Genomic DNA, 25,545 nt, shown 5'->3' with positions numbered 1-25,545 from the left:
AATGCCCATGCATGCGGAGGGGCCATGGCCGACGGGAAGCGGGGACAATGCAAGGGATGGCGCGACGGCGCGGACGCACGGGGGCGTGCGGCGGGGCGCGGGTGCTCCGGCGCTCCGGTCACCGCCGCGTCTTTTCCCCTGCGCGACCTGTTGCCCCTGGTGGAGGCTGCCGGTTCGGCCATCCTGCGCTGGTGCGGCGGAACGGCCCCCAGCGCCCGCCGCAAGGCCGACGATTCTCCGGTCACCGAGGCGGACGAGGCCTCGCAGGCCGTGTTGGCCGATGGGCTGGCCCGGTTGCGGCCCGGCCTGCCCGTGCTGTCGGAAGAAGGGCGCATCCCCCCGCACGCCGAGCGCGCGGGCTGGACGCGCTTCCTGTTGGTGGACCCGCTGGACGGCACGCGCGGCTTTCTGAACGGCGAGGGCGATTTCGCGGTGTGCGTGGCCTTGGTGGAGCATGGCCACCCCACGGCGGGCATCCTGCATTTTCCGGCGCTGGGCGTCACCTGGTACGGCGGGCGCGGTTGTGGTTCGTGGCGGGTGGAGCACGGCGCGCCGCCCGAGCCGGTGCGCGCTTCGCGCGTCTTTCCGCCCCGCGCCACGGTGGTGCAGGGCCGGGTGCGCCGCACGCCCAAGCTGGATGCCTTTCTCGCGGCGCACCCGGACATACGGTCGGCGGCTTTTCCCGGCCGCGCGTGGCGCGCGGCCCCGTCGGACGTGGTCCCGCCGCCGGACACGGCCGCGCAGGACAGGCTGCGCGCCGGGCTGTTTCCGCATCGGCGCATGCAGGCGGGCGGCCCGCTGAAGTTCTGCCTGGTGGCGGAAGGGGCGGCGCACGTCTTTCCGTGCCTGCACCCCACCTGGGAATGGGATACCGCGCCCGGCCAGGCGCTGGTGGAAGGGGCGGGCGGGGCCGTCACCCTGCTGGACGGCGCGCCGTTGGGCTACAACAAGCCCGATCTGCGCAACGGCCCCATCCTTGCGGTAGGCCCCCCGCAGGACTGCGCGGGGTAGCGCGCGGCAGGCGCGGACAATGCCGGGCCGGGAACGCAACGCCGATGGTGTGCCGTGGGACGTGCGCCATGGCAGGCGGTTTCCGCAGTGCGGCGTTGCGGTAGTGTGGCCAAGAGAGCGTGAGGGGCGGATGGCGCGGGCGTCGTGCGCCCTTTTCCGGGTGCGGCGGCTAGCGTTCCGCCCACAAGGCCCGCCCGCCCTTGACGCGCAGCCGGGCCAGCGGCAGGTCGCGCCAGTAGAGCAGGGCGGCGGAGGCGGTGCGCGGCGCGTCGATGCTGCGCCCGGTGAGCAGCCCCGCGATGTCCGCCGGGTCGTCCATGTGCAGGATGGCGATGTTTTCGATCCCCGCGCCGCGCGCAGCCGCTGCTTGCGGCATCAGGCCGCGCAGCCGGGGCGAGGGACGGATGCCGTCCTTGCCCCACTTGCCCAGCGGATAGCCGCGCCACCGCAATGCGGCGGGCAGCCGCTCCAGGGCGGGCCGGGGCAGGAAGTAGGCGGCGTCGCCGAAGGGGGCCACCACGCCGTCGGGCAACAGGGCCGGATCCAGCCCGGCATCGGGCCAGGCCGAGGGCGGCAGGGCGTCGGCGCGCACCCGCTCGGTGTCGGCCAGCGGGGGGCAGGGCGCAAGGGGGCCAGCGTCTCCATTTCCGCCGGGCTTGCGCAGACAGGCGATGAAGAATCCCTGCGCGCCCGAGCGTTCCGGGTCCACCCGCAGGGTGCCGTCGCAGCCGGGCAGTTCCGGCTCGGCGAACACGAAGCCGGGCGGCGGGGCCAGCGGAACCACCTCCAGTCCCAACGCGTCGCGGGCGTGCAGCACCTGGGCCTCGTTCTCGTGCACGTTGGTGGTGCAGGTGGAAAACACCACCCGCCCGCCGGGGGCCAGCAGGCGCGTGGCCTCGGCCAGCAGCAGCCGCTGGATGCCGATGAGCGGCTTGACCTTGTCGCCCTGCCACAGCTTGAGCACGGAAGGGTTGCGCTCCACCGTGCCCCAGCCCGAGCACGGCGGGTCCAACTGGATGCGCGTCCACGTGCCTTCCGCCATGGGCAGCGATTCGCCGGGGTGCGAGCAGGTCACCGCGTTGACGAGATTCAGGGTGAACAGGTTCTGGCGCAGGGTGGCCAGGCGGGTGTGGTTGGGCTCGTTGCCCACCACCAGCCCGTGCGGACCCACCAGTTGGGCCAGGAAGCCGGTCTTGCTGCCGGGGCTCGCGCACATGTCCAGCACGGCGGCCCCGGCCTCGGGGGCCAGGGCCAGCGGCGGCAGCATGGACGAGCGGTCCTGGATGTAGATCAGCCCGAAGAACGCGGCCAGGCTGCCGCCCAGGGGGCGCGGCTCGTGGGTCAGGCGGCGGCACCACGGCGAGAACGGTTCCGGGGTAAAATCGTAGCCCTGCGCCCGGAGCAGATCTTCCACCAGGGGCACCTGGGCGGGCGGGCACACGATGCGGAAGGAGCGGGCGGCGGGTGCGTTCATGGGCGCTCGGAGAAACATGATTGATGGTGTCGGGCGCGGCGGCCTGCCCGATACATGGCGGAAACAGGCCGGACATACGGGGGCAACGGAACCGGGTTAATATGCTTGGGCCATTTGCTTGACCAGCATGCCCGTGGCCTTGCCGCCGCGTGTGCGGCGCGGCCAGGCGCCAGCGCTGGCGAGCCCGGCTGCGGGGCACGGTTGCGCGCCTTACGCCCCTCCGGCCCATGCGACGAAAGGCGGACGACGCAGCGCCGCTCCTACCTTATGGTTGCTTCGGCCATCAAGAGATATTATGAGAGCCTTCAGCGCCAAGGCAATCCCCTTTCCCCTTCCGGGAAATGCGCGGGGATGCGGCCTTGAACCAAGGAGAACCTGATGCAACTGCTCATGCGCTCGGCGGCGCTCGTGCTGGCCCTGCTGCTTTCCGCCGCCACCGCCATGGCCGCGCCCGCCCCCAAGAGCTTCGCCGTGCTGCCGTTCAAGGTCAACGGCCCCGCCGGCTACAAGTATCTCGAACGGGCCATCCCCGAGATGCTCGTCTCGCGTCTGTACTGGAAGGACAACTTCCATCCCGTGTCCAAGGACGCCGCCGCCAAGATCACCCCCCCGGAAAGCGAGACCCAGGCCAAGGCGGCCCAGGCCTCGCTGGGCGCCGACTACGCCGTGTGGGGCAGCGTGACCGTGGTGGGCGAGGACTGCAGCCTGGACGTGCGCGTGCGCGACCGCGACGGCAAGGAATGGCCCAAGTCGGCCAACGCCAAGGTGGCCGGGCTGATCCCCGCGCTGAAGGGCGTGGCAGATTCCATCAACGCCGAGGTGTTCAAGCGCCCCGGCGAGGGCGGCGCGGCCAACGCCACGCCCAAGGTGGTCAACCAGATGAACCCCGAGCTGGTGCACAACGAAACGCAGCCCCAGCAGGTGTATCTGAACCCGCAGTTCCGCTATGCGGGCGCGCCCGAGGGCGACAGCCGCATCCGCAGCCAGTCGCTGCCCTATTCGGCCATCGGCATCATTGTCGAGGACCTGGACGGCGACGGCAAGAACGAAATCCTCATGCTGGACGACCACGTCGTCTACGCCTACCGCTGGGACGGCGGCCGCCTGATCCCCATGGGCGAGTACCGTTCGCCGGGCATGGTGGAATGCCTGAACATCCGCACCATCGACTGGAACCGCGACGGCCTGAAGGAAATCGTGGTCAGCGCCTACAACGACAAGGGCGAACCCGAATCGTTCATCCTCAACTGGAAGGGCGGCCAGTTCATCGAACTGATGCGCCGCGTGCGCTTCTACCTGAACGTCGAGAAGCTGCCCCCGGACTACATTCCCACGCTCATCGGCCAGCGCGGCGACAACCCCCGCCTGTTCCGGCCCGGCGTGCATGAAATGATGAAGAGCGGCGACGAGCTGGTCATGGGCAAGCGTCTCGACCTGCCCGAAGGCACCAACGTGTTCAACTTCGCCTACCTGCCCGGCGGCAAGGGCGAAGGCGACAAGTGCATCGTCCTTACCGAGAACGAGCGGCTGCGCGTGCACACCGACCGGGGCGCCCGTCTGGCCGAGACCGACGAGACCTACTCCGGCTCGGCCAAGGGCATCCCCGAAGAACCAGGCATGCCCGGCCTTGGCAAGGACCGCGTGCAGTTGAAGAACATGTACTTCGTGCCGCTGCGCATGTACGCCGTGAACTTCGACCGCGACGACAACTGGGAACTGCTGGTCAACCGGCCCATCTCCACGGCCTCGCAGTTCTTCGACCGGTACCGCTTCTTCCCGCAGGGCGAAATCCACGCCATGTACTGGGACGGCGTGGGCCTGAACCTGCAGTGGAAGACCCGCCGCATCAAGGGCTCCGTGGCCGACTTCACCGTGGGCGACTTCAACAACGACGGCACCACCGACATCGTGCTGTGCGTGAACACCCACCCCGGCGCGCTGGGCCTGGAAAGCCGCAAGACCATGCTGCTGGCCTATCCCCTCGACCTCGCCAAGGCCGACCCCAACACGGCCCCGGACAAGACCGAGAACGAACAGCAGTAGCCCGGCCACGGGCACGGGTTCTCCCCGAACGGGGTGGCCCACATGCGATCACCACGCCCGGCGGGTTGCCCACGCACCCGCCGGGCGTTCGCGTAGACGGCCGGTGCCCGGCCCGGGTCCTTTCCGCGCCGTTGCGCGCGGCAACCCCCAACCCACGGAATCCATCCCATGGCCGAACCGCTCGTGGTCACCGCCGCCGAGGCCGGGCAGAAGCTGTTGCAGTACCTGCACCGGCGGTGCGGCGCGCCTCAGTCGGCCATTCAGCGCTGGGTGCGTACCGGGCAGGTGCGCATCAACGGCGGGCGCTGCAAGCCCTTCGACCGGGTGGCCGAAGGCGACGTGGTGCGGGTGCCGCCCTTTGCGCTGGCGGGCGGGGCAGGCGCCCCGGATGCGGTGGCGGACGACGCGTCACGTTGCGCGCCGGGTAGCGGGTCAGGCGGTGGCGACGTGGCCGACACGCCTGCCGCACCGGCGCCATCCCTGTCGTCACTCCCGCCCCCTCCTCCCGTGGTCGGCCAGGCCGAGGGACTGCTGGTGCTGCTGAAGCCCGCCGGACTCGCGGTGCAGCCCGGCACCGGCCATGCCGATTGCGTCACCGCCCGGCTGGCCGCGCAGTACGTGGGAGCTGATTTTTTGCCCACGCCCGCCCACCGGCTGGACCGCGACACTTCGGGCCTGCTGCTGGTGGCCACCAGCTACGCGCGGCTGCGGGCGTTGTCCGACGCCTTTGCCGCGCGCGAGGGGCTGGTGAAGGAGTATCTGGCCTGGGTGGCGGGGCGCTGGCCCCATGAGGATGCACGAACCCTGCGCGACCGGCTGGAGAAGCAGGGCGAACCCGGACGACAGAAGGTGCGGCGGGTGGCCCAGGCCGGACAGGGGCATGCCGGTCCGGATGCCGATGACGAGGCCCGCGACGCCGCCTGCACCGTCGCCCCCCTGCGGCGCGGGGACGCGGCATCGCTGCTGCTGGTGCGTTTGCACACCGGGCGAACCCACCAAATCCGCGTGCAGTTGGCCGGGCGCGGCCACCCCATCATCGGTGACCGCAAGTACGGCGGCCCCGCCTGCGGGCAGGGCATGCTGCTGCACGCCGTGCGCCTGACCCTGCCCGGCGGCGAGCGCTTTTCGGCGTTGCCGGACTGGACCGGACAATGGAAGGTGGGCGAGGCCGAACTGCCCTGACGCGCCGGGCGCGATGCCCCGCCACGGCACCAACGCAAACGGGGCGGAGCGCCATGTGGCGTCCCGCCCCGAATTCTATCCGGATGCCGTCCTTGCGGCGCGCGCTATTTCTCCGCCTCGATGAGCGCAAGACAGCGCTTGGCCAGGGCCGTGACCTCGGGCTTGGAAATCTGGTCGTCCGCGCCCACCGAGTCGCCCTTGTGGCGCAGCTTGTCGGTGATCAGCGACGAGAAGAGCACCACCGGCAGGTTCTTCAGCGCCGGGTCCTCCTTGACCTGCTTGCACAGGTTGTGGCCGTCCATGCTGGGCATTTCGATGTCAGAAACCAGCACCTGCACGTAGTCGGTGACGGGGCGCGCCTCCTGCTCGGCCTTGCGCTTCAGTTCCACCAGCCGTTCCCACGCCTCGCGTCCATTGTTCACGGCCTCGACCTCGAAGTTGGCCTTCTGCATCAGGTCCTTCAGCATTTCGCGGATCAGGCCCGAGTCGTCGGCGATGAGGGCGCGGTAGCGGGTGTTGGCCGACCAGTCCACGGCCTCGTCCAGGCGCAGGCCCAACTGCGGGTTCAGGTCGGCCACGATCTTCTCCAGGTCCAGGATGAAGATGATCCGCCCTTCCAGCTTGACCACGCCGGTGATGGAGTTGTTGGACAGCGCCGCCACGTACTTGTTCGGCGGCTCCACCTCTTCCCAGCTGATGCGGTGGATGCGGTTGACGCCGGAGACCATGAATGCCGTGGTCACGTTGTTGAACTCGGTGACGATGACCTTGGGCGGCTCGCTTTCGGCGCGCTGCTTGCCCAGCCATTGGCTGAGATCCACCAGCGGGATGATGTGCGAACGCAGGTTGAACGCCCCGAGCACCGAGGGGTGCTGCACCTCGGGCAGGCCCGTGACCTTGGGCATGCGGATGATTTCCAGCACCTTGGCCACGTTGACCCCGTAGTAGCCGCGATAGTTGGCGGCGTCGGGGTCGGCGGAGCTTTCCTCGAGGTGGAATTCCACGATTTCGAGTTCGTTGGTCCCGGCTTCGAGCAGGATGTTGGTCTGGGACATGGCCCCCTCCGTTGGTGCGGCGCGTCGATGGAAACGTATCTACAGAGATTCAAGGAATCGCTGCACGGCGTCAATAAGACTTTTCGGCGTGGATGCCCCGGCCGTTAGCCCGATGGTTGATTTTTTGCGCAATTCGTCCACGGGAAGCTGGTCTACCGTTTCCACGTGCACGGTGAACACCCCCTGCGCGCGGGCCACGTCGGCCAGGCGGCGGGTGTTGCCGCTGTCGAAGCCGCCCACCACCACCATGGCCTCCACCCGCCGGGCGATGTCCACGGCCTCTTGCTGGCGCTTGCGGGTGGCGTCGCAGATGGTTTGCAGCACGGGCATCTCGCGGCCCAGGCGCTGCCGCAGCCAGGCCACCACGTCCTCGAAGGCGGCCCGGTCCTGGGTGGTCTGGGCGGCCAGAAAATAGTCCACGTCGTCGCGCAGGGGCAGACTTTTCAGTTCGTCCAGCGAACCGAAGACCATGGCCCCTTCCCCGGCGTAGGAGAGCAGACCGCGCACCTCCGGGTGGTCGGCCTCGCCGAACAGCAGCAGGGTGCCGCCCCGGCCGCGTTCCTCGGCGATGCCGAGCTGGGCGCGCTTGACCTTGGGACAGGTGGCGTCCACCACCGAGGCCCCGGTGGCCTTCAGAGCCGCTTCCTCGGCCACGGGAATGCCGTGGGCGCGGATGACCACCCGCTGGCCGGGCATGACCTGCGTTGTGTCGCGCAGGCAGCGCACCCCGCGCCCCTCGTAGTGGGCCATGACCTGCGGGTTGTGGATGATGGGGCCAAGGGTGGCGATGGGCGCGTTGTTTTCGGTCACCTCGCGGTCCAGCTTGCGCAGGGCCAGGCTGACCCCCATGCAGAAGCCCGCCGTGCGGGCGCGGATGATCTTCATGGCCGGGACTCCCCGTCGGAAACGGTTGTGATGGTGTCGGCGCTGTCGCCGCCTTCCGCGAACGCCTGCGGCGTCAGGTGGGTTTCCAGCAGTTCTTCCAGCAGGGCGCGGTCCAGGCACGAGGCCAGCCGGTTGCGCAGCGCCCGCACGCCGGGAATGTGGCGCACGTAGCGCGGCACGAAGGTGCGCATCTTGAGCATGGCCGTGCGTTCGCCGGAATGGGCCAGGGCCAGCTCCAGGTGGCGGCGGATGAGCGCCCTCAGGCGGTCCGCGTCGGGCGGCGGGGGCTGGCCCCCGGCCAGCAGCGCGCGGTATTCGTCGAAGACGGCGGGGTTGTTCATGGCCCCGCGCGCGAACATCACCGTGGCCACGCCCGTTTCGCGCACGCAGCGCACCGCGTCGTCCGCCGTGAACAGGTCGCCGCTGGCGATGACCGGGATGGACAGCGCGGCCGCAAGATCGCGCAGGGCGCTCCAGCGCGCCTCGCCGCCAAAGCCCTGCCGCGCGAAGCGGGGGTGCAGGGTTATCCATCCCGCGCCCGCGTCCTGAAGGCGCAGGGCCATTTCGCGCCATGTCTCCTCGCCCGCCTGCCAGCCCAGGCGCATCTTGAAGCCCACCCGGCCTTCCCCGGCCACCTCGATCATGGCCCGGGCCACGGCCAGGGCGTTGTCCATGTCACGCGACATGGCGGAGCCGCAGCCCGTCTTGACCACCTTGGGCACCGAGCAACCCATGTTCAGATCGAACCAGCGGAAGCCTTGTTCCAGCAGCCCCGGCATGACCGTGCGCATGATGTCCGCGTCGGCCCCGAACATTTGCAGGACAAGCGGCGCGTCTTGAGGCGTGGTGGACAGCAGTTCGCGCGTGCCGGGGCTGTGGTACAGCAGCCCCTTGGCGCTGACCATCTCGGTGCAGCAGGCGGCCGCGCCGTGCTCGCGGCACAGCAGGCGGAAGGGCAGGTCGGAATACCCGGCCAGGGGGGCCAGCCACGGGGCGTCGGCCCGCAGGGGCGGGGCCAGAGAGAGGTGGGGAGCGGAGGATGCTATGTCGGTCATGCGGGGTGCGGGTAGGGGTGGACGGGGTGGAGCGGACAGGAACGGGAAGGCGTTTTGTACGCCTCCGGCGGGCGGGGGGCAACGCCCCCCGCATCCCCGGGAAAATTACGAGTAATTGTTGGCCACGCGGTGCATTTCGGGATACGGCGCAGCCCCCCGGAAAGGGTTTGCAAAGGGGCGCGGCCCCTTTGCCGGAGGGGTCGGGGGAGGCGGAGCCTTCCCGGAAGAATGTTGCCGCTACCCGGCATCAGGTAAGCAGGCCGGGGCCGCCGTGCAAGGCGGCCAGCAGCAGTCCCAGCGGGTCGGCCGGGCCGGGAGGCAGCGGACCGGTGGACAGCAGGGCCACGTCAGGGGCCACGTCAGGGTTTGCGGCAGTGGCGGGCACGGCCTGCGCCAATTGGTCCATCAACGGCTCCAACAGCCCGTCGAGTCCGGCAGGCCGCTCCGCCATCACCCGGAAGGCGAACCGGGCTGGCACGCCGAGGGTTGCGGGCCGCAGCAGCCCGTGCAGCAGGAAGCGGCCCGGAGAGCCGGGAAGCGGGGGGGATGCTCCGGCGTGCGGACCGTCGACGTCGGGGCACGCTTCGGGCGTGGGGGCGGGCACACCGCCCAGCAGTATTCTGACAAGGCCCTCGCCTTCGGCGCGGGGCGGCACCATGGCGCAGTCCAGCGCGCGAGCCGTGGGGCACAGCCACGGCAGGTGCAGCAGCACCACGCCGGGGTGCGCCGCACGCAGCGTGGGCAGCAGGGCCAGCCGGGCGCGCTGGCAGGCCAGGAACAGGCCGGCGGTGTCCGCATTATCGGCCACGTGAGCGGCAAAGGCCCCGTGACGCGCGGCGGCGGTAACGGGCCGCTCCGGTGCGCCGGGTGGAATCCACGCCGGAAACAACACCCCGGCTAGTCGGACGTCCAGCCGGTCGCGCGCGGCGGCGTAGTCGGCGGCCAGTCGGGCGGGCGAAGGGGGCGGTGCGCCCGCCTCGTCGCCCTCGGCCAGCAGGCGCAGCACGATGTCCGGTTCCAGCCGCTCCACCAGGAACAGCAGTTCCGTGCCGGGCTGCGGAAAGGAGGGCATGGAGGCCAGCAGGACCTGACCGTCGATGTCCGCCCAGCCCAGCCCGCCGGGGTTCGCGCCGAATGCGGGGGACGCGGCGAAGGCGGAGGACTGCCCGACCGGGCGCAGGAACACGCCGCGCACCGTGTCGCCGGGCCGGTGAGCGCGCCGAAAACGCGCCGCGCGGGCCGGATCCTGGCCTGGCCGGTCGCCGAAGCCCCCGGAAAGCCCCGTGGCCCCTGAACCGGGCGCATGGCGGATGCGCTCGCTCATGCGCGGCCAACTCCGCCGGGGCGGTCCGAGACGCTGGCCGCCTCGGCGGCCACGGCTGGGCCGACCGCCCCATCCGGGCCACCGGCGTTCCCCGCATGATGTTCGCGGCGGCAGCGCCCCTTGTTGGAGGCCTTGCAGGCGTCGCACACCGCGCCTTTCAGGTAGCGGCGGTAGCACAGGGCCAGCGCGTCGGACAGGGTTTCCGCCATATTGTCCGCGCCCAGTTGCGGCACAAGGCCCGCGCGCTCGAACACCGTGCGCACGGCGGGTTTCACCCCGCTCAGCACCAGGGCCACCCCGCGCCGCTGGCACTTGCGCAGAAACTGCTGGAAGGCGTGCACCCCCGTGGCGTCCACCCAGTGCACCTGGCGCAGGTGCAGGATCACCGCGCGGTGGCCGAAATCCTCGTACTCGTACAGTCGCTGCTCCAACTCGTCCACGGCCCCGAAGAACAGCGTGCCCTCTATGGAGTACACGGCCAGGTTGGGGCAGCACGGCCCGGCGGGCAGCCCCTGCAATTCCGGGCTGTCGCAGGTGTCCATGCGCGTCACCAGCGGGTGCGACACCTTGCGCAAAAACAGCACCAGCGACAGCAGCACGCCCACGAACACGGCCTTTTCCAGGTCCAGCAGCAGGGTGGCGGCAAAGGTGGCCAGCAGCACCGTGCGGTCGGCGCGGGTGGCCTTCAGCGCAAGGGCGATGCCGTGCTTGTCGATCATGCCCCAGGCGATGATCATCAGGATGCCCGCCAGCGCGGCGATGGGAATGTACGCGGCCAGCGGGGCCAGCAGCAGCACCGCCAGCAGGGTGATCACGCCGGAAAGCGCCCCGGCGAAGCGGGTGCGCGCCCCGGCCACGAAATTGACGGCGCTGCGGGTGAACGAACCGCTGCCCGGAATGCCGGAAAAGAACCCGGCCGCGATGTTGCCCAGCCCCTGGGCCACGAATTCGCGGCTGCCGTCCACCTGCTCGCCCCGCGCGCCCGCAAGGGTCTTGGCGATGGACAGCGCCTCCACCACGCCCAGCAGGGCTATGGCCAGGGCGGGCATGAACAGGTCGCGCATCACCTGCGCGTCGGGCGCGGGGGGCAGCGAAAAGGGCGGCAACCCGGCGGGTATGGCTCCCACCACCTTCACCCCGTGCGCGGAAAGGTCCAGCGCCCACGCCGCGAAGCCGGACGCCGCCACGGCCAGGAACGCGGCGGGCAGACGGCGGTGCACCCGCGCGATGGTCAGGGCCACGGCCATGGCGAACAGCCCCGTGCCCAGCGCCCAGGGGTTGGTCTGGGGCAGGTGGCGCAGGGTGGACAGCACAAGGCCGATGAACGTGGGGGCCTGCCCGATGCTCACCCCCAGCAGGTTCTTGAGCTGGCCCACGGCGATGAGCACGGCCGCCCCGGCCGTGAAGCCCACCATCACCGAATGGGAGATGAAGTGCACCAACTCGCCCAGCCGGGCCAGCCCCATGCCCACCTGCAGCAGCCCGGCCAGGATGGCCACGCCGAACACGTAGGCCATGCGCGTTTCTTCGGGCAGCGTGGACAGGGGAGCGCCGTTGATCACGGTTTCCGCCATGGTGGCGAAGAGCAGCATGGCGATGGCGTTGGTGGGCCCGGCCACGAGATAGCGCGAGGCCCCCCACAGCGCGGCCACGATCACCGGCACGATGGCCGCGTACAGCCCGTATTTGGGGTGTACCCCGGCGATGACCGCATAGGCCATGGACTGCGGCAGGGCCACCACGGCCACGGTGAGCGCGGCCAGCACGTCGGCGCGCAGCGCCTGCAGGGAATAGCCGCGCAGGCTTTCCACGAAGGGCAGGGCGGCGCAGAGCAGCCTGTCGCCCAGGCCCCGCGGGGGCACCGGGCAGGCGGGGCCGGAGGGGGGCGGCGGGGTGGACCCTGTTGCGGGGGCCGGGCGTGGCGTGGGGGCCTCTGGCGTGTCGGGCGTCTGGGGCATGGTTTCACCGTTGGGGGCGGGGGTGTTCCCGGTCGGAATGCAGGGAGATGCCGAGCATGCCCGCAGGATGCCTCCGAAGGGACGTTGTGTCCAGCGCCGAGCATGCCGGGACTGATGACGCAGGAACGCACGGCCCCCGCAAGGGATACAGCACCCCCGGAAGCGACGGGTTTCCGTCGATGCGGCCCCTTTCCGCCCAGGTTCTTCGCGGGCCCGCCGCGCCGGTCTCGGGCGTTGCGCCGCATCCGGGGGCGTGGCCCGCATCTTGCTGTGGCGCGGCCATGGATCTGTTCGCCCTCGACGCCGCCGCCATGCTCAGCCTGCTGCTCACCTTCATGCGGGTGAGCCTTGTGCTGTTCCTGCTGCCCTTCTTCGGGGGCGAGGCGGCCCCCATGCCGGTCAAGGCGGCGCTGTGCCTGGTGTTCACCCTGGCGCTGTGGCCGCACGTGTCCCTGCCGGGCGGACAGATGCCCGCGCACCCCTTTTCGCTGGTGGTGCTGCTGGCCGGGGAACTGGTCCTGGGCCTGATGCTGGGCATGACCGTGCATTTCCTGTTCGCGGGCATCCAGACCGGCGGCCAGTTGCTGGCCACCCAGATGGGCTTCACCATGATCACCCTGGCTGACCCGCTGACCGGGGCCAACGTCAGCATCACCTCGCACTTCCTGTACATGGTGGCCATGCTCACCTTCCTGGTGCTGGACGGCCACCTGTACATGCTGCGGGCCTTCGTGCGCACCTTCGAGCTGGTGCCCCCCGGCGGCCTGCTGCTGGGCGCGCCGCTGGTCAAGGAGGTGCTGGCCCTTTCCGGCTCCATGTTCGTGCTGGCCGTCAAGATCGCCGCGCCGGTGCTGGTCTCGCTGTTTCTGGTGGAGCTGGCGCTGGCGCTCATGGCCCGTGCGGCCCCGCAGATGAACCTGCTGATGATCGGCTTTCCGCTCAAGATCGCCGTGGGTTTCTTTTTCATCGGCATGCTGTTCACCATCATGGCGGACAAGATCCGCGAGTTCATCATCGGCATGGACCCCATGATGCTGCATCTGCTGCGGGCGGCCAGCCCCCTGCTGAACCGTTGAGCGGCTGAACCGCTGACCACCTTCCGCGCCTTTTCCCCGCAAGGGGGGGCGGACGGAACCCTGACGGAGTGGCGCCATGGCGCAGAGCGATCCGAGCAGAACAGAAAAAGCGACGCCGAAACGGCGCAACAAAGCACGAAAAAAGGGCAACGTCCCGAAATCGCAAGAGCTCACCAAGGCCCTGACCATTCTGGCGGGCTCGGTGGGCCTTTTGTGCTACATCGACTTCCTGGCCAAGGACATGCAGACCATCTTCCGGCATTTCCTGGGCAACGCCTTCGGGTTCAACCCCAACCAGCAGAACGTCATCGACCTGCTCATGTGGATCGCCGGGGAACTGGCGGCCATGTTGCTGCCCATCATGCTGTTCATCGGGTTCACGGCGTGGCTGGTGCTGCGGTTGCAGGTGGGCAAGCTGTGGACCACCGACGTCTTCAAGTTCAACTGGTCGCGCTTCAACATCCTGGCCGCCATGAAGCGCATGTTCGCCTCGCCCGAGACGTTCATCCGGCTCGGCAAGAGCCTGTTGCAGGCCCTGTTCATCGGCGTTGCGCCGTATCTCATCATCCGGCGTGAGATGCACAACTTTCTGCCGCTGTACTATTCCGACGCCCAGGGGGTGAGCGCGTACATGCTGCAGACGGGATGGGACATGGTGCGCTACGCCCTTGTTCCCATGTTCATCATAGCCATCGCGGACTTCTGGTATACCCGCTGGAGCTATGAGGAAAACCTGAAGATGACCAAGGACGAAACCAAGGACGAGCGCAAGCAGGCCGAGGGCGACCCCGTGGTCCGTTCGCAGCAGCGCCGCAAGATGATGCAGATGATGGCCAAGCGCATGTTGCAGGACGTGCCCAAGGCCGACGTGGTCATCACCAACCCCACCCACTTCGCCATCGCGCTGCGCTACGACGCCACCGAGGCCCCCGCCCCCATCGTGCTGGCCAAGGGCGCGGACAACCTGGCCCAGAAGATCAAGGAAGTGGCCCGCGAACACGGCGTGCCCATTCGCGAGAACAAGCCGCTGGCACAGGCTTTGTATAAAGCTGTGGAAGTCGGCGACATGATCCCCGCCGAACTGTTCCAGGCCGTGGCCACCGTGCTGGCTGGCCTGTGGAAATTCAAGGCGGGGCGGGCATCGTAGGGCCCCGCCGACAACCCTGCGCGAGACCACGACAACCCCGACAGGTGTCAAGAACATGGCTGCCGTCAAAACAGGCTACGCACCGAAGATCGACTACCAGCGCTTCGCCAAGCAGGGGGACATCCTGCTGGCGGGCGGCGTCGTCACGATCCTGTTCGTGATGCTGGTGCCGCTGCCCACGTTCTTCCTGGACATGCTGCTTTCGCTCAGCATCTCGCTGTCGCTGGTGATCCTGGTCACCTCCATGTTCATGCTTTCGCCGCTGGAATTCTCCATCTTTCCTTCCCTGCTGCTGGTCACCACCCTGCTGCGCCTCGCGCTCAACGTGGCCTCCACCCGGCTCATCCTGCTGCACGGCGACGAAGGCACCGACGCGGCGGGCAAGGTCATCCAAGCCTTTGGCGAGTTCGTGGTGGGCGGCAACTACGTCATCGGCGCGGTCATCTTCATGATCCTGTTCATCCTGAACAAGATCGTCATCACCGCGGGCACCACGCGCATCGCCGAAGTGGCCGCGCGCTTCACCCTGGACGCCATGCCCGGCAAGCAGATGGCCATCGAGGCCGACCTGAACGCCGGGCTCATCGACGAAGAGGAAGCCACCACCCGCCGCAACAACATCCGCAAGGAAGCCGACTTCTACGGCGCCATGGACGGTGCGGGCAAGTTCGTGCAGGGGGACGTGAACGCGGGCATGTTCATCACGATGATCAACGTCATCGGCGGCATCCTGCTCGGCGTGTTCCAGAAGGACATGGAGTGGCGCGACGCGCTGACCACCTACACCCTGTTGTCCATCGGCGACGGCCTGGTGGCCACCATTCCCTCCATCATCGTTTCCACGGCGGCGGGCCTCATCGTGTCGCGCGCGGCGGCGGAAGCGAAGATGGGCGAGGAATTCGTGGGCCAGCTGTCGTACAACTCGCGGGCGCTCAAGCTGGTGTCCGGCGTGCTGGTGCTGTTCGCCATGGTGCCCGGCCTGCCCACGCTGCCGTTCCTCACCTTTGGCGCGGGCCTGTACGGCGTGTCGCGCCTGGTGGGCGACAAGCAGGAGGCCGAGGCAGAAGCCGCGGCCAAGGGCGGCAAGGGCGCGAAAGGCAAGAAGAAGGGTGATTCGCTGGATACGCCGGAAGAAGTGCAGACCCTGCTGCCCCTGGACACCCTGGAGCTGGAAGTGGGCTACGGCCTCATCCCCCTGGTGGACGAGGACCAGAACGGCAACCTGCTCTCGCGCATCCGCTCCATCCGCCGCCAGTTCGCCCTGGACATGGGCGTGGTGGTGCCCTCGCTGCACCTGCGCGACAACCTGCAGCTGAAGCCCGGCCAGTACTGCGTGCTGGTGAAGGGCAACCAGGTGGCCTCGGCCGAGATCCTGGTGGATCATTTCCTGGCCATGGACCCTGGCAACGCCAAGCACCGCATCCGGGGCATCGAGACGCGCGAGCCCGCCTTCAACCTGCCCGCGCTGTGGATACCCGAATCACAGAAGGAAGAAGCCATGCTGGCGGGCTACACCGTGGTCGATCCGTCCACGGTCATCGCCACCCACCTCACCGAGGTGTTCAAGCGCCACCTGGGCGACTTCCTGGGCCGCCAGGAGGTGCAGGGCCTGCTGGACAACCTGGCCAAGCACGCGCCCAAGGCCGTGGAGGAACTGGTGCCCGGCATCCTGCCCCTGGGCACGGTGCAGAAGGTGCTCCAGAACCTGGTGCGCGAGAACGTTTCCATCCGCGATCTGCTGACCATCGCGGAAACCCTGGCCGACTACGGCCCGGCGGTGAAGAACGCCGACACCCTGACCGAGTACGTGCGCGAACGGCTGGCCCGGTCCATCGTCAAGCCGTACATGGACAGCGAAGGCGGCCTGCCCATCGTCACCCTGGATCAGGCCGTGGAAAAGACCGTGCAGGAAGCCATCCGCCAGACCGACGGCGGCAACTACCTGGCGCTCAACCCGGCCCTGGCGCAGCGGCTCATCCAGCGCGTGAACAACGCGGTGGAGCGCGCCGTGAACACCGACGGCCAGCCCGTCATCCTGGCCTCGCCCGTGGCAAGGCCGCACCTCGCCCAGCTGCTCATGCGCTTTCTCCCCAACGTCCCCGTGATTTCACAGGCCGAGATACCTTCCGACATCCGGCTTCAGTCCGTAGGTAGCGTGGTGTTCGAGTAATGCAGATCAAGACGTACACAGGCCGGAACGCGACGGCGGTGCTGGCCAGGGTAAAGGCCGAACTCGGCCCCGACGCGGTGATTCTTTCCTCGCGCGAATGCCGCGAGGGGGAACGCGCGTGGCACGAGATGTCCGTGGGCGTCGAGCACGCGGCCGCGCCCGGCGCGGCCCGGTCCGCCTCCGGTCCTTCCGCCGGCCCCGGCGGTTCCGTCCCCCCCGGATGGGAGGAATGGCACCGCGAATGGGGGCAGATGAAGGAACACCTGTTCGCGCTCATGAAACCCGCCCTGCGCATGGAAGAGCTGACCCCCCGCCAGCGCGTGGCCCTGGAATACCTGACGCGCGAAGGCGTTGACGACGGCGTGGCCATGACCCTGCACCGCAGGCTGGCGGCCAGCCCCGACGCCTCCGTGCTGGAAGCCCTGGCCGACATCGTGCCCGTGCGGGGGTGGAGCCTTGCGGCGTGGCCGCAGCGGGCCCAGGTGTTCGCCGGTCCGTTCGGCGCGGGCAAGACCACGGCCATGCTGCGCATGGCGCTGGCCCTGCGCCGCGAGAGGGCGGACCTGAAGATCGTGCTGGTCAACGCCGATTGCGGGCGCGGCCACGGGCGGCTTTTGCTGAAGCACTACGCGGAACTTTCCGGCCTCGTGTACCGCGAGGCCTCCACCGCCGCCGAATTCGCGGCCATCCTGCGCGAGAACCCCGACGCCGCCCGCATCATGGTGGACCTGCCCGGCGTTGCGCGCGACGGCAGCCTGGCCCGCCAACTGGCCATCCTGGGACTTTCGGGAGCGGGGGCGGGAACCGGCGTGGCGGTGCACCTGGTGCTGCCGCCGCATCACGGCCCGGCCCAGATGTCCGCGCTGCTGGCGCGTTATGCCTTCGAGGGGGCGGGCAGCCTTGTCTGGACGAAGCTGGACGAAGCCTGTACCTTCGGGGCATTGGTGAACGTGGCGGCGGCTTGCGGCCTGCCCGTGTCGGCCCTTTCCTACGGACCCGGCATGCGCAATTCGCTGGTTGCCGCAAGCGATGCGGCGTTGTGGCGTCTGCTGTTCAAGCGGCAGCTGCCCGGCGAGGCCCCGGCGGAAACCGCCCCGCGCCAGCAGGCCGAACCCCGGCCCGCGACGCCGTCCCCGTTGGGGTCCGGCGGCGCAAGGCCGGAGGGTGTCCGGTCAGGCGATATCCGGCCAGACGGTATCCGGCGGGACGGTATCCGAACCGACGCCCGGCCCGCCGTCGGCGCAAGGCCCTGAACCACGGCCCCGAGGCCGGCGGCAGCCCCGACGGCACACGGCATCCACGGGCGCGGAAACAAGGCGCGCCCGGCACCGCACGCACCCACTGGAGCTTGCATCGCATGAGCCCCGATCTTCCCCTGGTATTCTCCGTCACCTCCGGCAAGGGTGGCGTCGGCAAGACCAACATCGCCGCCAACCTGGCCTGCTGCCTCGCGCAGGAGGGCAAGCGCGTGGTCCTGCTGGACGCGGACCTGGGCCTTGCCAACGTGGACGTGGTGCTGGGCCTGACCCCCAGGCTGAACCTGTTCCACCTGTTCCACGAAGGCGTGAATCTTTCCGAAATCCTGTGCGATACGCCCTACGGCTTCCGCATCCTGCCCGCGTCGTCGGGCATGAGCGAGATGCTTTCGCTCTCCACCGGCCAGAAACTGGAACTGCTGGAGGCAATGGACGCCCTGGAAGGCGCGGTGGACTACCTGATCGTGGACACCGGCGCGGGCATCAACGACAACGTGCTGTACTTCAACCTGGCGGCGCAGGAGCGGCTGGTGGTGCTCACCCCCGAGCCCACGTCCCTCACCGACGCCTACGCCCTGATCAAGGTGATGAAGCTCAACCACGGGGTGGAGCATTTCAAGGTGCTGGTGAACATGGTGCCCGACGCGCAGACCGCGCGCGACATGTTCACCCGGCTGTACAAGGCCTGCGACCATTTTCTTTCCGGCGTGTCGCTGGACCTCGCGGGCTTCGTCCCGCGCGACCCGGCGGTGCGCAAGGCGGTGGTGAACCAGCGACCCTTCTGCGTCATGGCGCCGGACAGTCCGGCCTGCGCGGCGGTGCGCGAGGTGGCCCGAACGGTACAAACGTGGGACGTGGCGGCGAGCCTGGATGGAAACATCAAGTTCTTCTGGAAAAAGCTCCTCTTCCGGCACTAACCCGTGGGAGGCGCTGGAGTCCGGGGCCGTCGCCTGGGGCGACTTCCCGCGCGCCGACCAGGAACGGATAGTCCGGCACTACGCGCCCAAGGTGCGGTTTCTGGCCTTGCGCCTGAAGGCCAAGCTGCCCCGCAACGTGGAGCTGAACGAGCTGATCAGCGCGGGCACCCTGGGCCTCATGGAGGCGCTGGGCAAGTTCCGGCCGCAGCTCGGCATCCGCTTCGAGACCTACGCCGAAAGCCGCATCCGGGGGGCCATGCTGGACGAGTTGCGGCGGCTGGACTGGTTTCCGCGCAGCCTGCGGCAACGGGTGCGGCAGTTGGACGAGGCCATCCAGCGCATCGAGCACGAAAAGGGACGCCACCCCACCGAAGCGGAATTGCAGGACGCCACGGGACTGGACCAGAAAGATGTACGGCTGGGCCTGGAGGCGTTGCAGAACCAGTTGTGCCTCTCGCTCGACGCCATACAGGACTCGCTGGCGCCCGATGCATCCGTGCAGGGAGAGGGCGAACCGTTCCAGACCACGGCGACGCAGGAACTCATAGAGCGGGTGGCGGCGCTGATCGACGAATTGACACCCCGGGAGAAGCTGGTATTGTCGTTATATTATAGCGACGAACTGAACATGCGTGAAACAGCCGAGGTCATGGGCATCACCGAGGGGCGCGTCTCGCAGCTGCACTCCCAGGCGCTCAACAGGCTGCGCAAGGAATTCAGAAACCACTACGGAGAACATGGCGCCGTCTGAGTGCGGCGTCCGTTCGCCAGGAGTACGCACAATGCCCTACGACACCAATATGCGTGTCCTCGTGGTGGACGACTTCTCCACCATGCGTCGCATCATCAAGAACATCCTGCGCCAGCTGGGGTTCACCAACGTGGTCGAGGCCGACGACGGCACCACCGCGTGGGAGGTCCTGAACAAGGACCGCATCGATTTCGTCATCTCCGACTGGAACATGCCCAAGATGACCGGCATCGAACTGCTGCGCAAGGTGCGCGCCAGCGAGGAATTCGCCGACATGCCGTTCCTGATGGTGACGGCCGAAGCCCAGCAGGAGAACGTCATCGAGGCGGTGCAGGCCAGGGTTTCCAACTACATCGTCAAGCCCTTCACCGCCGAGACCATGAAGCAGAAGATCGACAAGATCTTCCCGTAGGCCGTCGTTCCTTCCGGGCGCGTGCCGCCATCCGGCGGGCTTGCGCCCGTTTGCCGTGCCGCACGGGCCGCGGAACGCGCGCCGCCTCGTCTCCGTTGGGCTGGCCAGTTTGGCCAGTACCGGCGGTCCTGTCCGTTCGGGCGTACCGGCTTCCGTCGGCAGGGCCATGCGCCGTCGTTCTTCGGCCTGATGCCCGGGCATCCGATATCCGGCCGCCCCCAGACCCCGGCGTCTCAAGGTCCGTCGCCCACGCGCGGGCCGCGCGCCCAGGGACCAGACCATGCTCCTCATGCCCTTCGTCACCGCCGCAGCCCCCGATGCCCCCGACCCGCTCGGAGGGGGCGTTCTTGCGCCCGGCGAGGCGGGCAAGGCGGAACTTGACGCCGGGCAGCTCGACGCCGATGCGCTGGGGTCCCCGGTGGAAGACAAGGTGGAACTGGACCTGGAGGACGCCCCCTTCCTGATGCCGGAAGAGGAAAAGGCCCCGCCCCCTCCGCCTCCCTCCGCCCAGTCCCTTTCCCTGTCGCCCGGGGGCGACGCCCCCAAAAAGAAGAAATTCGATCTCTCCGGACTGCTCGGCAACAGGAAGCTGGTGCTCATTGTCGCGGCCGCGCTGGTGCTGCTGCTGGTGGGCGGCGGCGCCATCTGGTTCCTGACGCGCAAGAAGGAGGCCCCGCCCCCGCCGTCCGCCGAGGTGCAGAAGGTCGTGGTGCCCCAGCAGGCCGCCCCGCCGCCGGAACCGGCCAAGCCCGCCCAGACCGTGTTGAGCTGGGAGCCGTTCTGGGTGGAGCAGAAGGACGCCAAGGGCAACATCCGGTTCCTGGTCGTCAAATTCTCGGCGCCCACCGAAAACCAGAAGCTGGTGTTCGAGGCGCAGGCCAAGAAGGTGGTCGTCCGCGACGCCGTGTACTACTATCTGAAGAACAAGTCGCTGACCTACCTCACCGATGCGGCCAACGCCGAAACGCTGAAGAAGGACATTCTGGCCATCATGAACGAATACCTCAGCATCGGTAAGCTGGAGGATTTGCTGATAGAGAACTACCTGGTCAAGTAGGGCCGATTCCAAATTGTCTTTTCGCCCGCTGGCGGCGTCAAACTTCGCCTGCCATGGCGTTGCTGTCCTTATCCGTAAGACTCGCGCTATGCGCTCGCCTAACGGCTAAGGCTCGGTCGAATACAAGAAGGGCGCGCTGCGGTCCTCATCCGTAAGGCTCGCAAGCTCGCCAAACGGCTGAAGCATGCTCCCTCATGGCAGGCTTGTTTTCCTTGCCAGCGAACGAAAATCCTAATTTGGAAGCAGCGCTTTGCGCGCCGCCCGATTTTGGGTGACGCGCCAGTCCGCCGCCCCCGCCGACAGCCGACCCGCCCCGGCAGCGGGTTTCGCCGTCAGCCGCCGCCACCTTGCGCAGGTGCGTCGCGCGGGGCTTCATGCGGCAATGGAGGATCCGCCGTGTCCGTCGACCCGACGCTTCCCGTCGTCATCGCCCAGTTGGGCCACGCCGAACGCGTGGTTCACGAGGCGCAGGCCCACCCGGAAATGGCCCAGTCGGCCGCCCAGCAGGCCGCGGCCGAGGCCTTGCGGCATGACCGCTCGCAGGTGCAGAAGACCGACGAAAGCGGCAAGTCTGCGGTCGTGGACGAGCGCGAGCGCAACCGTCAGCGGCGCCGCGCCCTGTTGCTGGCGCGGCGCAAGGCCCGCGCCGCCGAAGAAGAGGATGCGGACGCCCCGGATTCCGATGACGATCCGTGGTCCGGCAACATCCTGGACATCAAGGTCTGACGGCCGGACAGCCGGACCCGTGGGCCGTCCCTGCCCAGGCGTCGGCATTCGGTGAGTCCCTCGTTGCATCGTGCCGAAAACTCCGCCCGCCTTCGGGCGGCACGCCCGGCGGCCCCGCCACGGGAAACCCCAACCGGAACCCGCATGACCATCTCCCTCTGGATCATTCTTCTCGTCAGCGCGGTCGAACTGGCGCTGCTGGGCGTGCTGCTGGCGTTCTTTTTGCGGCTGCGCCGGTCCGAGGCGCTGCTCAACCGTCTTCAGGCCAACCAGAACCAGTTGCTGGACCGGTTGCGCCAGAACGCCGAACTGGAGCAGGAACTGGTGGCCACCTTCGCCCAGCGGCAGGAGCAGCTGCGGCATCTGGATCAGCGGCTGGAGGAACGGGCCGAGACCCTGCGCCGCCTGCTGGAGCAGGCCGAAGGCATCAGCCGTTCGCCCCAGTTCCTGCGCGAGGTGATCCTGAATGGCCACCGCAAGGGCCACAGCCTGGAACAGATCGCCCGCTCCACGGGCCTTTCGGTGGACGAGGTGGAACTGATCCTGGCCCAGGCCGGGTAGCCCCTCCCCACGCAGTTCCCCCCCCCGCCATTTTCGTTTCGTACCTCCTCGCTTCGCACTCTCGCCTCGGCAGCGCGCCGGGGGCCTGTATCAGCGCCGTTCCGGCCTCTCGGCAGCCCCCCTCCGACCAGACTGACGCGGGGAGTCCGTATCGCGCGTCGCCCGCATGCCCTTCCCAGCCCTCCTGCCGCCCCCTTTCTCCTGCGGCTACGCCGCCTGTTCCGTGTCCCAGCAACGTGACCCGATCCGCCTGTCGGTTCAGGTCGGATGGCCGGTCTGTTGCCTCGCGGTGCGCATGGCGCGTGGCGCGCGGGGCCGGAGTCTTTCAGCGGCCAGCGGATGGCGGTGTCCGGCGCAGCAAAGGGCAGGGGCGGCAATCACGCTGTGCCGTGCTCATGTTTGATTATACAATCAATACATGAATCGGGCGGCCTTCCATGTCCAAAATTTCACTGATTGCTCAATCTGTGTAGCGCCCGCTCATGAAAACCGGCATATTACTCATGAAGGCGAAAGCGCAGAGGGGCATTTGCGCAGTCTTCTTCCGGGAGGACGCATAAAAATACATGGAATGACGGCGTGTTGTAAATGATCCGCGTTGCTTGCGCAAAAAAGCCCAAGTTTCGCGTTGACAGTCTTGCATAAGACATCATACACATGCCTCAACAACGCTCCCCAAGGAGGAACTCCATGTCGATTCAATTTCTGGTTCACGAAGACGGCGATTCCGTCGGCGTCGTGGTTGTCGAAGGGGTGAAGGCGGGTCAGGAACTGACCGGCTGGGTGATGGCCGAGGACAAGACCATCGGCTTCAAGGTGCTCAACGATATTCCGATCGGGCACAAGCTGGCCCTGAAGGACCTTTCCGTCGGCGACACCGTGATCAAGTACGGCACCGACATCGGCAAGGTGGTCGCTCCCATCAAGAAGGGCGAACATCTGCATGTGCACAACGTCAAGACCAAGAGGTGGTAGGGAAATGACTGCTGATACCTTCTTCGGCTACCGCCGCGAAAACGGCCGCGTGGGCGTTCGCAACCATGTGGTCATTCTTCCCCTGGACGACCTTTCCAACGCCGCCAGCGAAGCGGTGGCCAACAACGTGAAGGGCACCCTGGCCCTGCCGCATCCCTACGGCCGCCTGCAGTTTGGCGAAGACCTGGAACTGCACTTCCGCACCCTGATCGGCGTGGGCAGCAACCCCAACGTGGCCGCCGTGGTGGTCATAGGCATCGAGCCCCAGTGGACCAACCGCATCGTGGAAGGCATCGCCAAGACCGGCAAGCCGGTGGCGGGCTTCTCCATCGAGCAGAACGGCGACCACAACACCATCTGCAACGCTTCGCGCAAGGCCAAGGAATTCATGCACTGGGCCACCGAGCTGCAGCGCGTGGAATGCCCGGTGAGCGACCTGTGGGTGTCCACCAAGTGCGGCGAATCGGACACCACGTCCGGCATCGCCTCCAACCCCACCGTGGGCAACACCTTCGACAAGCTGTACGCCAAGGGCTGCACCCTGCTGTTCGGTGAAACCACCGAACTGACCGGCGGCGAGCATCTGGTGGCGGAGCGCTGCGTCAACGACGACGTGCGCGCCAAGTTCCAGTTCTTCTTCGACCGCTACGCCAAGCTGGTGGACGACCACAAGACCAGCGACCTTTCCGACTCGCAGCCCACCAAGGGCAACATCGAGGGCGGCCTGACCACCATCGAGGAAAAGGCGCTCGGCAACATCCAGAAGATCGGCCGCAAGGCTCCGGTCGTGGGCTGCCTGGACAAGGCCGAAGCCCCCACCGGCCCCGGCCTGTGGTTCATGGACTCCTCGTCCGCCGCGGCCGAAATGGTCACCCTGTGCGCCGCCGCCGGGTACGTGGTGCACCTGTTCCCCACCGGGCAGGGCAACGTCATCGGCAACCCCATCCTTCCCGTCGTCAAGCTGTGCGCCAACCCGCGCACCGTGCGCACCATGAGCGAGCACATCGACGTGGACGTTTCCGGCATCCTGCGCAAGGAGCTGACCATGGACGGCGCGGGCGACAAGCTGTTCGACATGGCCATCCGCACCGCCAACGGCCGCAACACGGCCGCCGAAGTGCTGGGCCACCGCGAATTCGTCCTTACCCGTCTGTACGAAAGCGCCTAGCCTCCGCCGCCCCCTCCGCGACGGTCGCGGAGGGGGTGCCCCGCCCCGGCCGGTGGCAGGCCGGGGCGGGGCCGCGGAATGCATGGAATACATGCGACCGACAGGTAGCGCGCGGAGTGATCAGGAGAATGGCTTGACAGCGAACCAGCAAGGGACGGGACCGCCTCGCGCGTGATCCCGTGGGGCGGCGCAGCATCGCATGCATGGAAACCGTCGCCACTCATCCCCACCTTTCGTAGGGCCGGTTCGTACGGGCGCTGCCAGAATTTCGCTCCCCCCGAGGGGGAGCATCGACAGGTGCCTTGAACTTCGAAGACCGAAAAAGGAGCCCTACATGAAAGTGCGTTTCCTTGCGCGGCTGGCCCTTGCGGCGCTGCTCGTCCTCGGCCTTGCGGTTGCCGGTGATGCCTATGCCAAGTATCCCGACAAGCCCATCAACATGATCATCGCCTTCACGGCGGGCGGGTCCAGCGACGTGCAGGCCCGCATCATGCAGAAGTACTGGAACAAGTACTCCGATCAGCAGTGGGTGTTCGTCTACAAGCCCGGCGCCGGCGGCGCCATCGGCTTCGGCGAAATCGCCAACTCCCGTCCCGACGGCTACACCATCGGCGGCATCAACGTGCCGCACCTGGTGCTGCAGCCCATGGTCCAGAAGGCCATGTTCTCCATCGACAGCTACGCCTACATCTGCCAGGTCGTGAACGATCCGCAGGCCGTGGTGGTGCGCAACGACAGCAAGCTCAAGTCGGTCAAGGACGTCTTCGAGTTCGCCAAGGCCAACCCCGGCAAGCTCAAGGTGGGCCTGGTGGGCCCCAACAGCGGCCACCACCTGATGTTCCTGGACGTGAAGGGCAAGTTCGACTTCCCCGTCACCGAAGTGTTCTACAAAGGCGCCGCCGACCAGAACGCGGCCCTGCTGGGCGGCGAGATCGACGTCATGTTCGGCAACCTGAACGACGTCATGCGCAGCCTTGAGGAAATGACCGTGCTCGGCCTGGCGGCCGAAAAGCGCAACGCCTTCCTGCCCGACGTGGCCACCCTGCGCGAACAGGGCTTCGACGTGGTGTCCGACATCCGCCGCGCCTTCGTCGCCCCCAAGGGCATCGACAAGGCCCAGCTGGACTACCTGCGCGAAACCTTCAAGAAGATCAGCGACGACCCCGAATACATCGCCGACATGAAGAAGGCGGGCCAGCCCACCGAATACATGGATGGCGAGGCCTTTGCCGCATACGTGCGCACCCAGAACGAGTTCGCCAGAACCATGCTGCAAAAGGCTGGCCTGCTGAAGTAGCCTGGCCTGATACCGCCGGGGAGGGGTGCCATCCCTCCCCGGCCC

22 protein-coding genes are annotated in these 25,545 nt (G+C 68.0%); 16 read left to right on the top strand and 6 right to left on the bottom strand.

The genetic code is table 11. The features are described 5' to 3' along the window. The first annotated feature begins 24 nt into the window (after positions 1–24). Entirely contained in the window at positions 25–1,011 is a 987-nt protein-coding gene (locus RVX_RS16995; RefSeq protein ID WP_116307462.1) for a 3'(2'),5'-bisphosphate nucleotidase CysQ family protein, read from the top strand. Positions 1,012–1,180: 169 nt separating this feature from the next. On the opposite strand, the gene RVX_RS16990 is transcribed toward RVX_RS16995, so the two are convergent. Next, positions 1,181–2,485, bottom strand: a complete 1,305-nt coding sequence (locus RVX_RS16990) for an RsmB/NOP family class I SAM-dependent RNA methyltransferase (protein ID WP_116307464.1) — start codon at positions 2,483–2,485, stop codon at positions 1,181–1,183. Positions 2,486–2,863: 378 nt separating this feature from the next. Here RVX_RS16990 and RVX_RS16985 point away from each other — a divergent pair, with 378 nt between their 5' ends. Both RVX_RS16985 and RVX_RS16980 read left to right on the top strand, forming a co-directional pair. Continuing rightward, positions 2,864–4,528 carry an FG-GAP repeat domain-containing protein gene (locus RVX_RS16985; RefSeq protein ID WP_116307467.1) on the top strand — a complete coding sequence of 555 codons (1,665 nt, stop codon included), beginning with the start codon at positions 2,864–2,866 and terminating at the stop codon, positions 4,526–4,528. Between the two features lie 168 nt (positions 4,529–4,696). After that, on the top strand, positions 4,697–5,710 hold the full coding sequence (locus RVX_RS16980) for an RluA family pseudouridine synthase (protein WP_116307469.1): 1,014 nt from the start codon (positions 4,697–4,699) through the stop codon (positions 5,708–5,710). Between the two features lie 104 nt (positions 5,711–5,814). On the opposite strand, the gene RVX_RS16975 is transcribed toward RVX_RS16980, so the two are convergent. From RVX_RS16975 to RVX_RS16955, 5 genes are all read right to left on the bottom strand, one after another. Next, on the bottom strand, positions 5,815–6,765 hold the full coding sequence (locus tag RVX_RS16975; RefSeq protein ID WP_116307472.1) for a chemotaxis protein: 951 nt from the start codon (positions 6,763–6,765) through the stop codon (positions 5,815–5,817). Positions 6,766–6,804: 39 nt separating this feature from the next. Next, entirely contained in the window at positions 6,805–7,650 is an 846-nt protein-coding gene (gene ispH / locus RVX_RS16970; protein WP_116307474.1) for a 4-hydroxy-3-methylbut-2-enyl diphosphate reductase, read from the bottom strand. Further along, positions 7,647–8,705, bottom strand: coding sequence for a tRNA dihydrouridine synthase (locus tag RVX_RS16965; protein WP_116307477.1), 1,059 nt, complete (start codon positions 8,703–8,705; stop codon positions 7,647–7,649). The genes ispH and RVX_RS16965 overlap by 4 nt, the downstream gene beginning before the upstream one ends. A 247-nt stretch (positions 8,706–8,952) precedes the next feature. Further along, the gene (locus RVX_RS16960) at positions 8,953–10,029 is read right to left on the bottom strand and encodes a hypothetical protein (RefSeq protein WP_116307479.1); all 1,077 of its coding nucleotides are present in this window, start codon (positions 10,027–10,029) and stop codon (positions 8,953–8,955) included. Further along, positions 10,026–11,987 carry a SulP family inorganic anion transporter gene (locus RVX_RS16955; protein ID WP_230404744.1) on the bottom strand — a complete coding sequence of 654 codons (1,962 nt, stop codon included), beginning with the start codon at positions 11,985–11,987 and terminating at the stop codon, positions 10,026–10,028. The genes RVX_RS16960 and RVX_RS16955 overlap by 4 nt, the downstream gene beginning before the upstream one ends. Before the next feature lie 281 nt (positions 11,988–12,268). Here RVX_RS16955 and fliR point away from each other — a divergent pair, with 281 nt between their 5' ends. The 13 genes from fliR to RVX_RS16890 all read left to right on the top strand — a co-directional run bounded on the left by fliR (position 12,269) and on the right by RVX_RS16890 (position 25,500). Continuing rightward, the gene (gene fliR, locus RVX_RS16950; protein ID WP_116307481.1) at positions 12,269–13,063 is read left to right on the top strand and encodes a flagellar biosynthetic protein FliR; all 795 of its coding nucleotides are present in this window, start codon (positions 12,269–12,271) and stop codon (positions 13,061–13,063) included. A 76-nt stretch (positions 13,064–13,139) separates the two neighbouring features. Further along, positions 13,140–14,210 carry a flagellar biosynthesis protein FlhB gene (gene flhB / locus RVX_RS16945; RefSeq protein WP_116307484.1) on the top strand — a complete coding sequence of 357 codons (1,071 nt, stop codon included), beginning with the start codon at positions 13,140–13,142 and terminating at the stop codon, positions 14,208–14,210. Positions 14,211–14,265: 55 nt separating this feature from the next. Then, on the top strand, positions 14,266–16,380 hold the full coding sequence (gene flhA, locus RVX_RS16940; protein ID WP_116307486.1) for a flagellar biosynthesis protein FlhA: 2,115 nt from the start codon (positions 14,266–14,268) through the stop codon (positions 16,378–16,380). Continuing rightward, positions 16,380–17,633, top strand: coding sequence for a flagellar biosynthesis protein FlhF (locus RVX_RS16935; protein ID WP_116307489.1), 1,254 nt, complete (start codon positions 16,380–16,382; stop codon positions 17,631–17,633). Before flhA ends, RVX_RS16935 begins: the two co-directional genes overlap by 1 nt. Before the next feature lie 104 nt (positions 17,634–17,737). Next, a complete protein-coding gene (locus tag RVX_RS16930) occupies positions 17,738–18,553 on the top strand; it encodes a MinD/ParA family protein (protein WP_007525213.1) in 816 nt (271 codons plus the stop codon). Next, on the top strand, positions 18,507–19,304 hold the full coding sequence (locus tag RVX_RS16925) for a FliA/WhiG family RNA polymerase sigma factor (protein WP_116307492.1): 798 nt from the start codon (positions 18,507–18,509) through the stop codon (positions 19,302–19,304). Before RVX_RS16930 ends, RVX_RS16925 begins: the two co-directional genes overlap by 47 nt. 31 nt (positions 19,305–19,335) lie before the next feature. Further along, positions 19,336–19,716, top strand: coding sequence for a chemotaxis response regulator CheY (locus RVX_RS16920; protein ID WP_043609287.1), 381 nt, complete (start codon positions 19,336–19,338; stop codon positions 19,714–19,716). Between the two features lie 280 nt (positions 19,717–19,996). Beyond that, the gene (locus tag RVX_RS16915) at positions 19,997–20,773 is read left to right on the top strand and encodes a flagellar basal body-associated FliL family protein (protein WP_230404745.1); all 777 of its coding nucleotides are present in this window, start codon (positions 19,997–19,999) and stop codon (positions 20,771–20,773) included. Positions 20,774–21,169: 396 nt separating this feature from the next. Beyond that, on the top strand, positions 21,170–21,499 hold the full coding sequence (locus RVX_RS16910; protein WP_116307495.1) for a hypothetical protein: 330 nt from the start codon (positions 21,170–21,172) through the stop codon (positions 21,497–21,499). A 144-nt stretch (positions 21,500–21,643) separates the two neighbouring features. Then, the gene (locus tag RVX_RS16905) at positions 21,644–22,060 is read left to right on the top strand and encodes a hypothetical protein (RefSeq protein WP_007525195.1); all 417 of its coding nucleotides are present in this window, start codon (positions 21,644–21,646) and stop codon (positions 22,058–22,060) included. 690 nt (positions 22,061–22,750) lie between these two features. Further along, on the top strand, positions 22,751–23,035 hold the full coding sequence (locus RVX_RS16900) for a UxaA family hydrolase (protein WP_116307497.1): 285 nt from the start codon (positions 22,751–22,753) through the stop codon (positions 23,033–23,035). Positions 23,036–23,039: 4 nt separating this feature from the next. Continuing rightward, the gene (locus tag RVX_RS16895) at positions 23,040–24,203 is read left to right on the top strand and encodes a UxaA family hydrolase (protein WP_116307499.1); all 1,164 of its coding nucleotides are present in this window, start codon (positions 23,040–23,042) and stop codon (positions 24,201–24,203) included. A gap of 334 nt (positions 24,204–24,537) precedes the next feature. Next, positions 24,538–25,500, top strand: a complete 963-nt coding sequence (locus RVX_RS16890) for a tripartite tricarboxylate transporter substrate binding protein (RefSeq protein ID WP_116307501.1) — start codon at positions 24,538–24,540, stop codon at positions 25,498–25,500. Positions 25,501–25,545: the final 45 nt, after the last annotated feature.

The sequence above is a fragment of the Nitratidesulfovibrio sp. HK-II genome (genome assembly GCF_003402415.2).
Lineage (GTDB): Bacteria > Desulfobacterota > Desulfovibrionia > Desulfovibrionales > Desulfovibrionaceae > Cupidesulfovibrio.
This window is presented reverse-complemented; position numbering and strand designations above follow the sequence as displayed.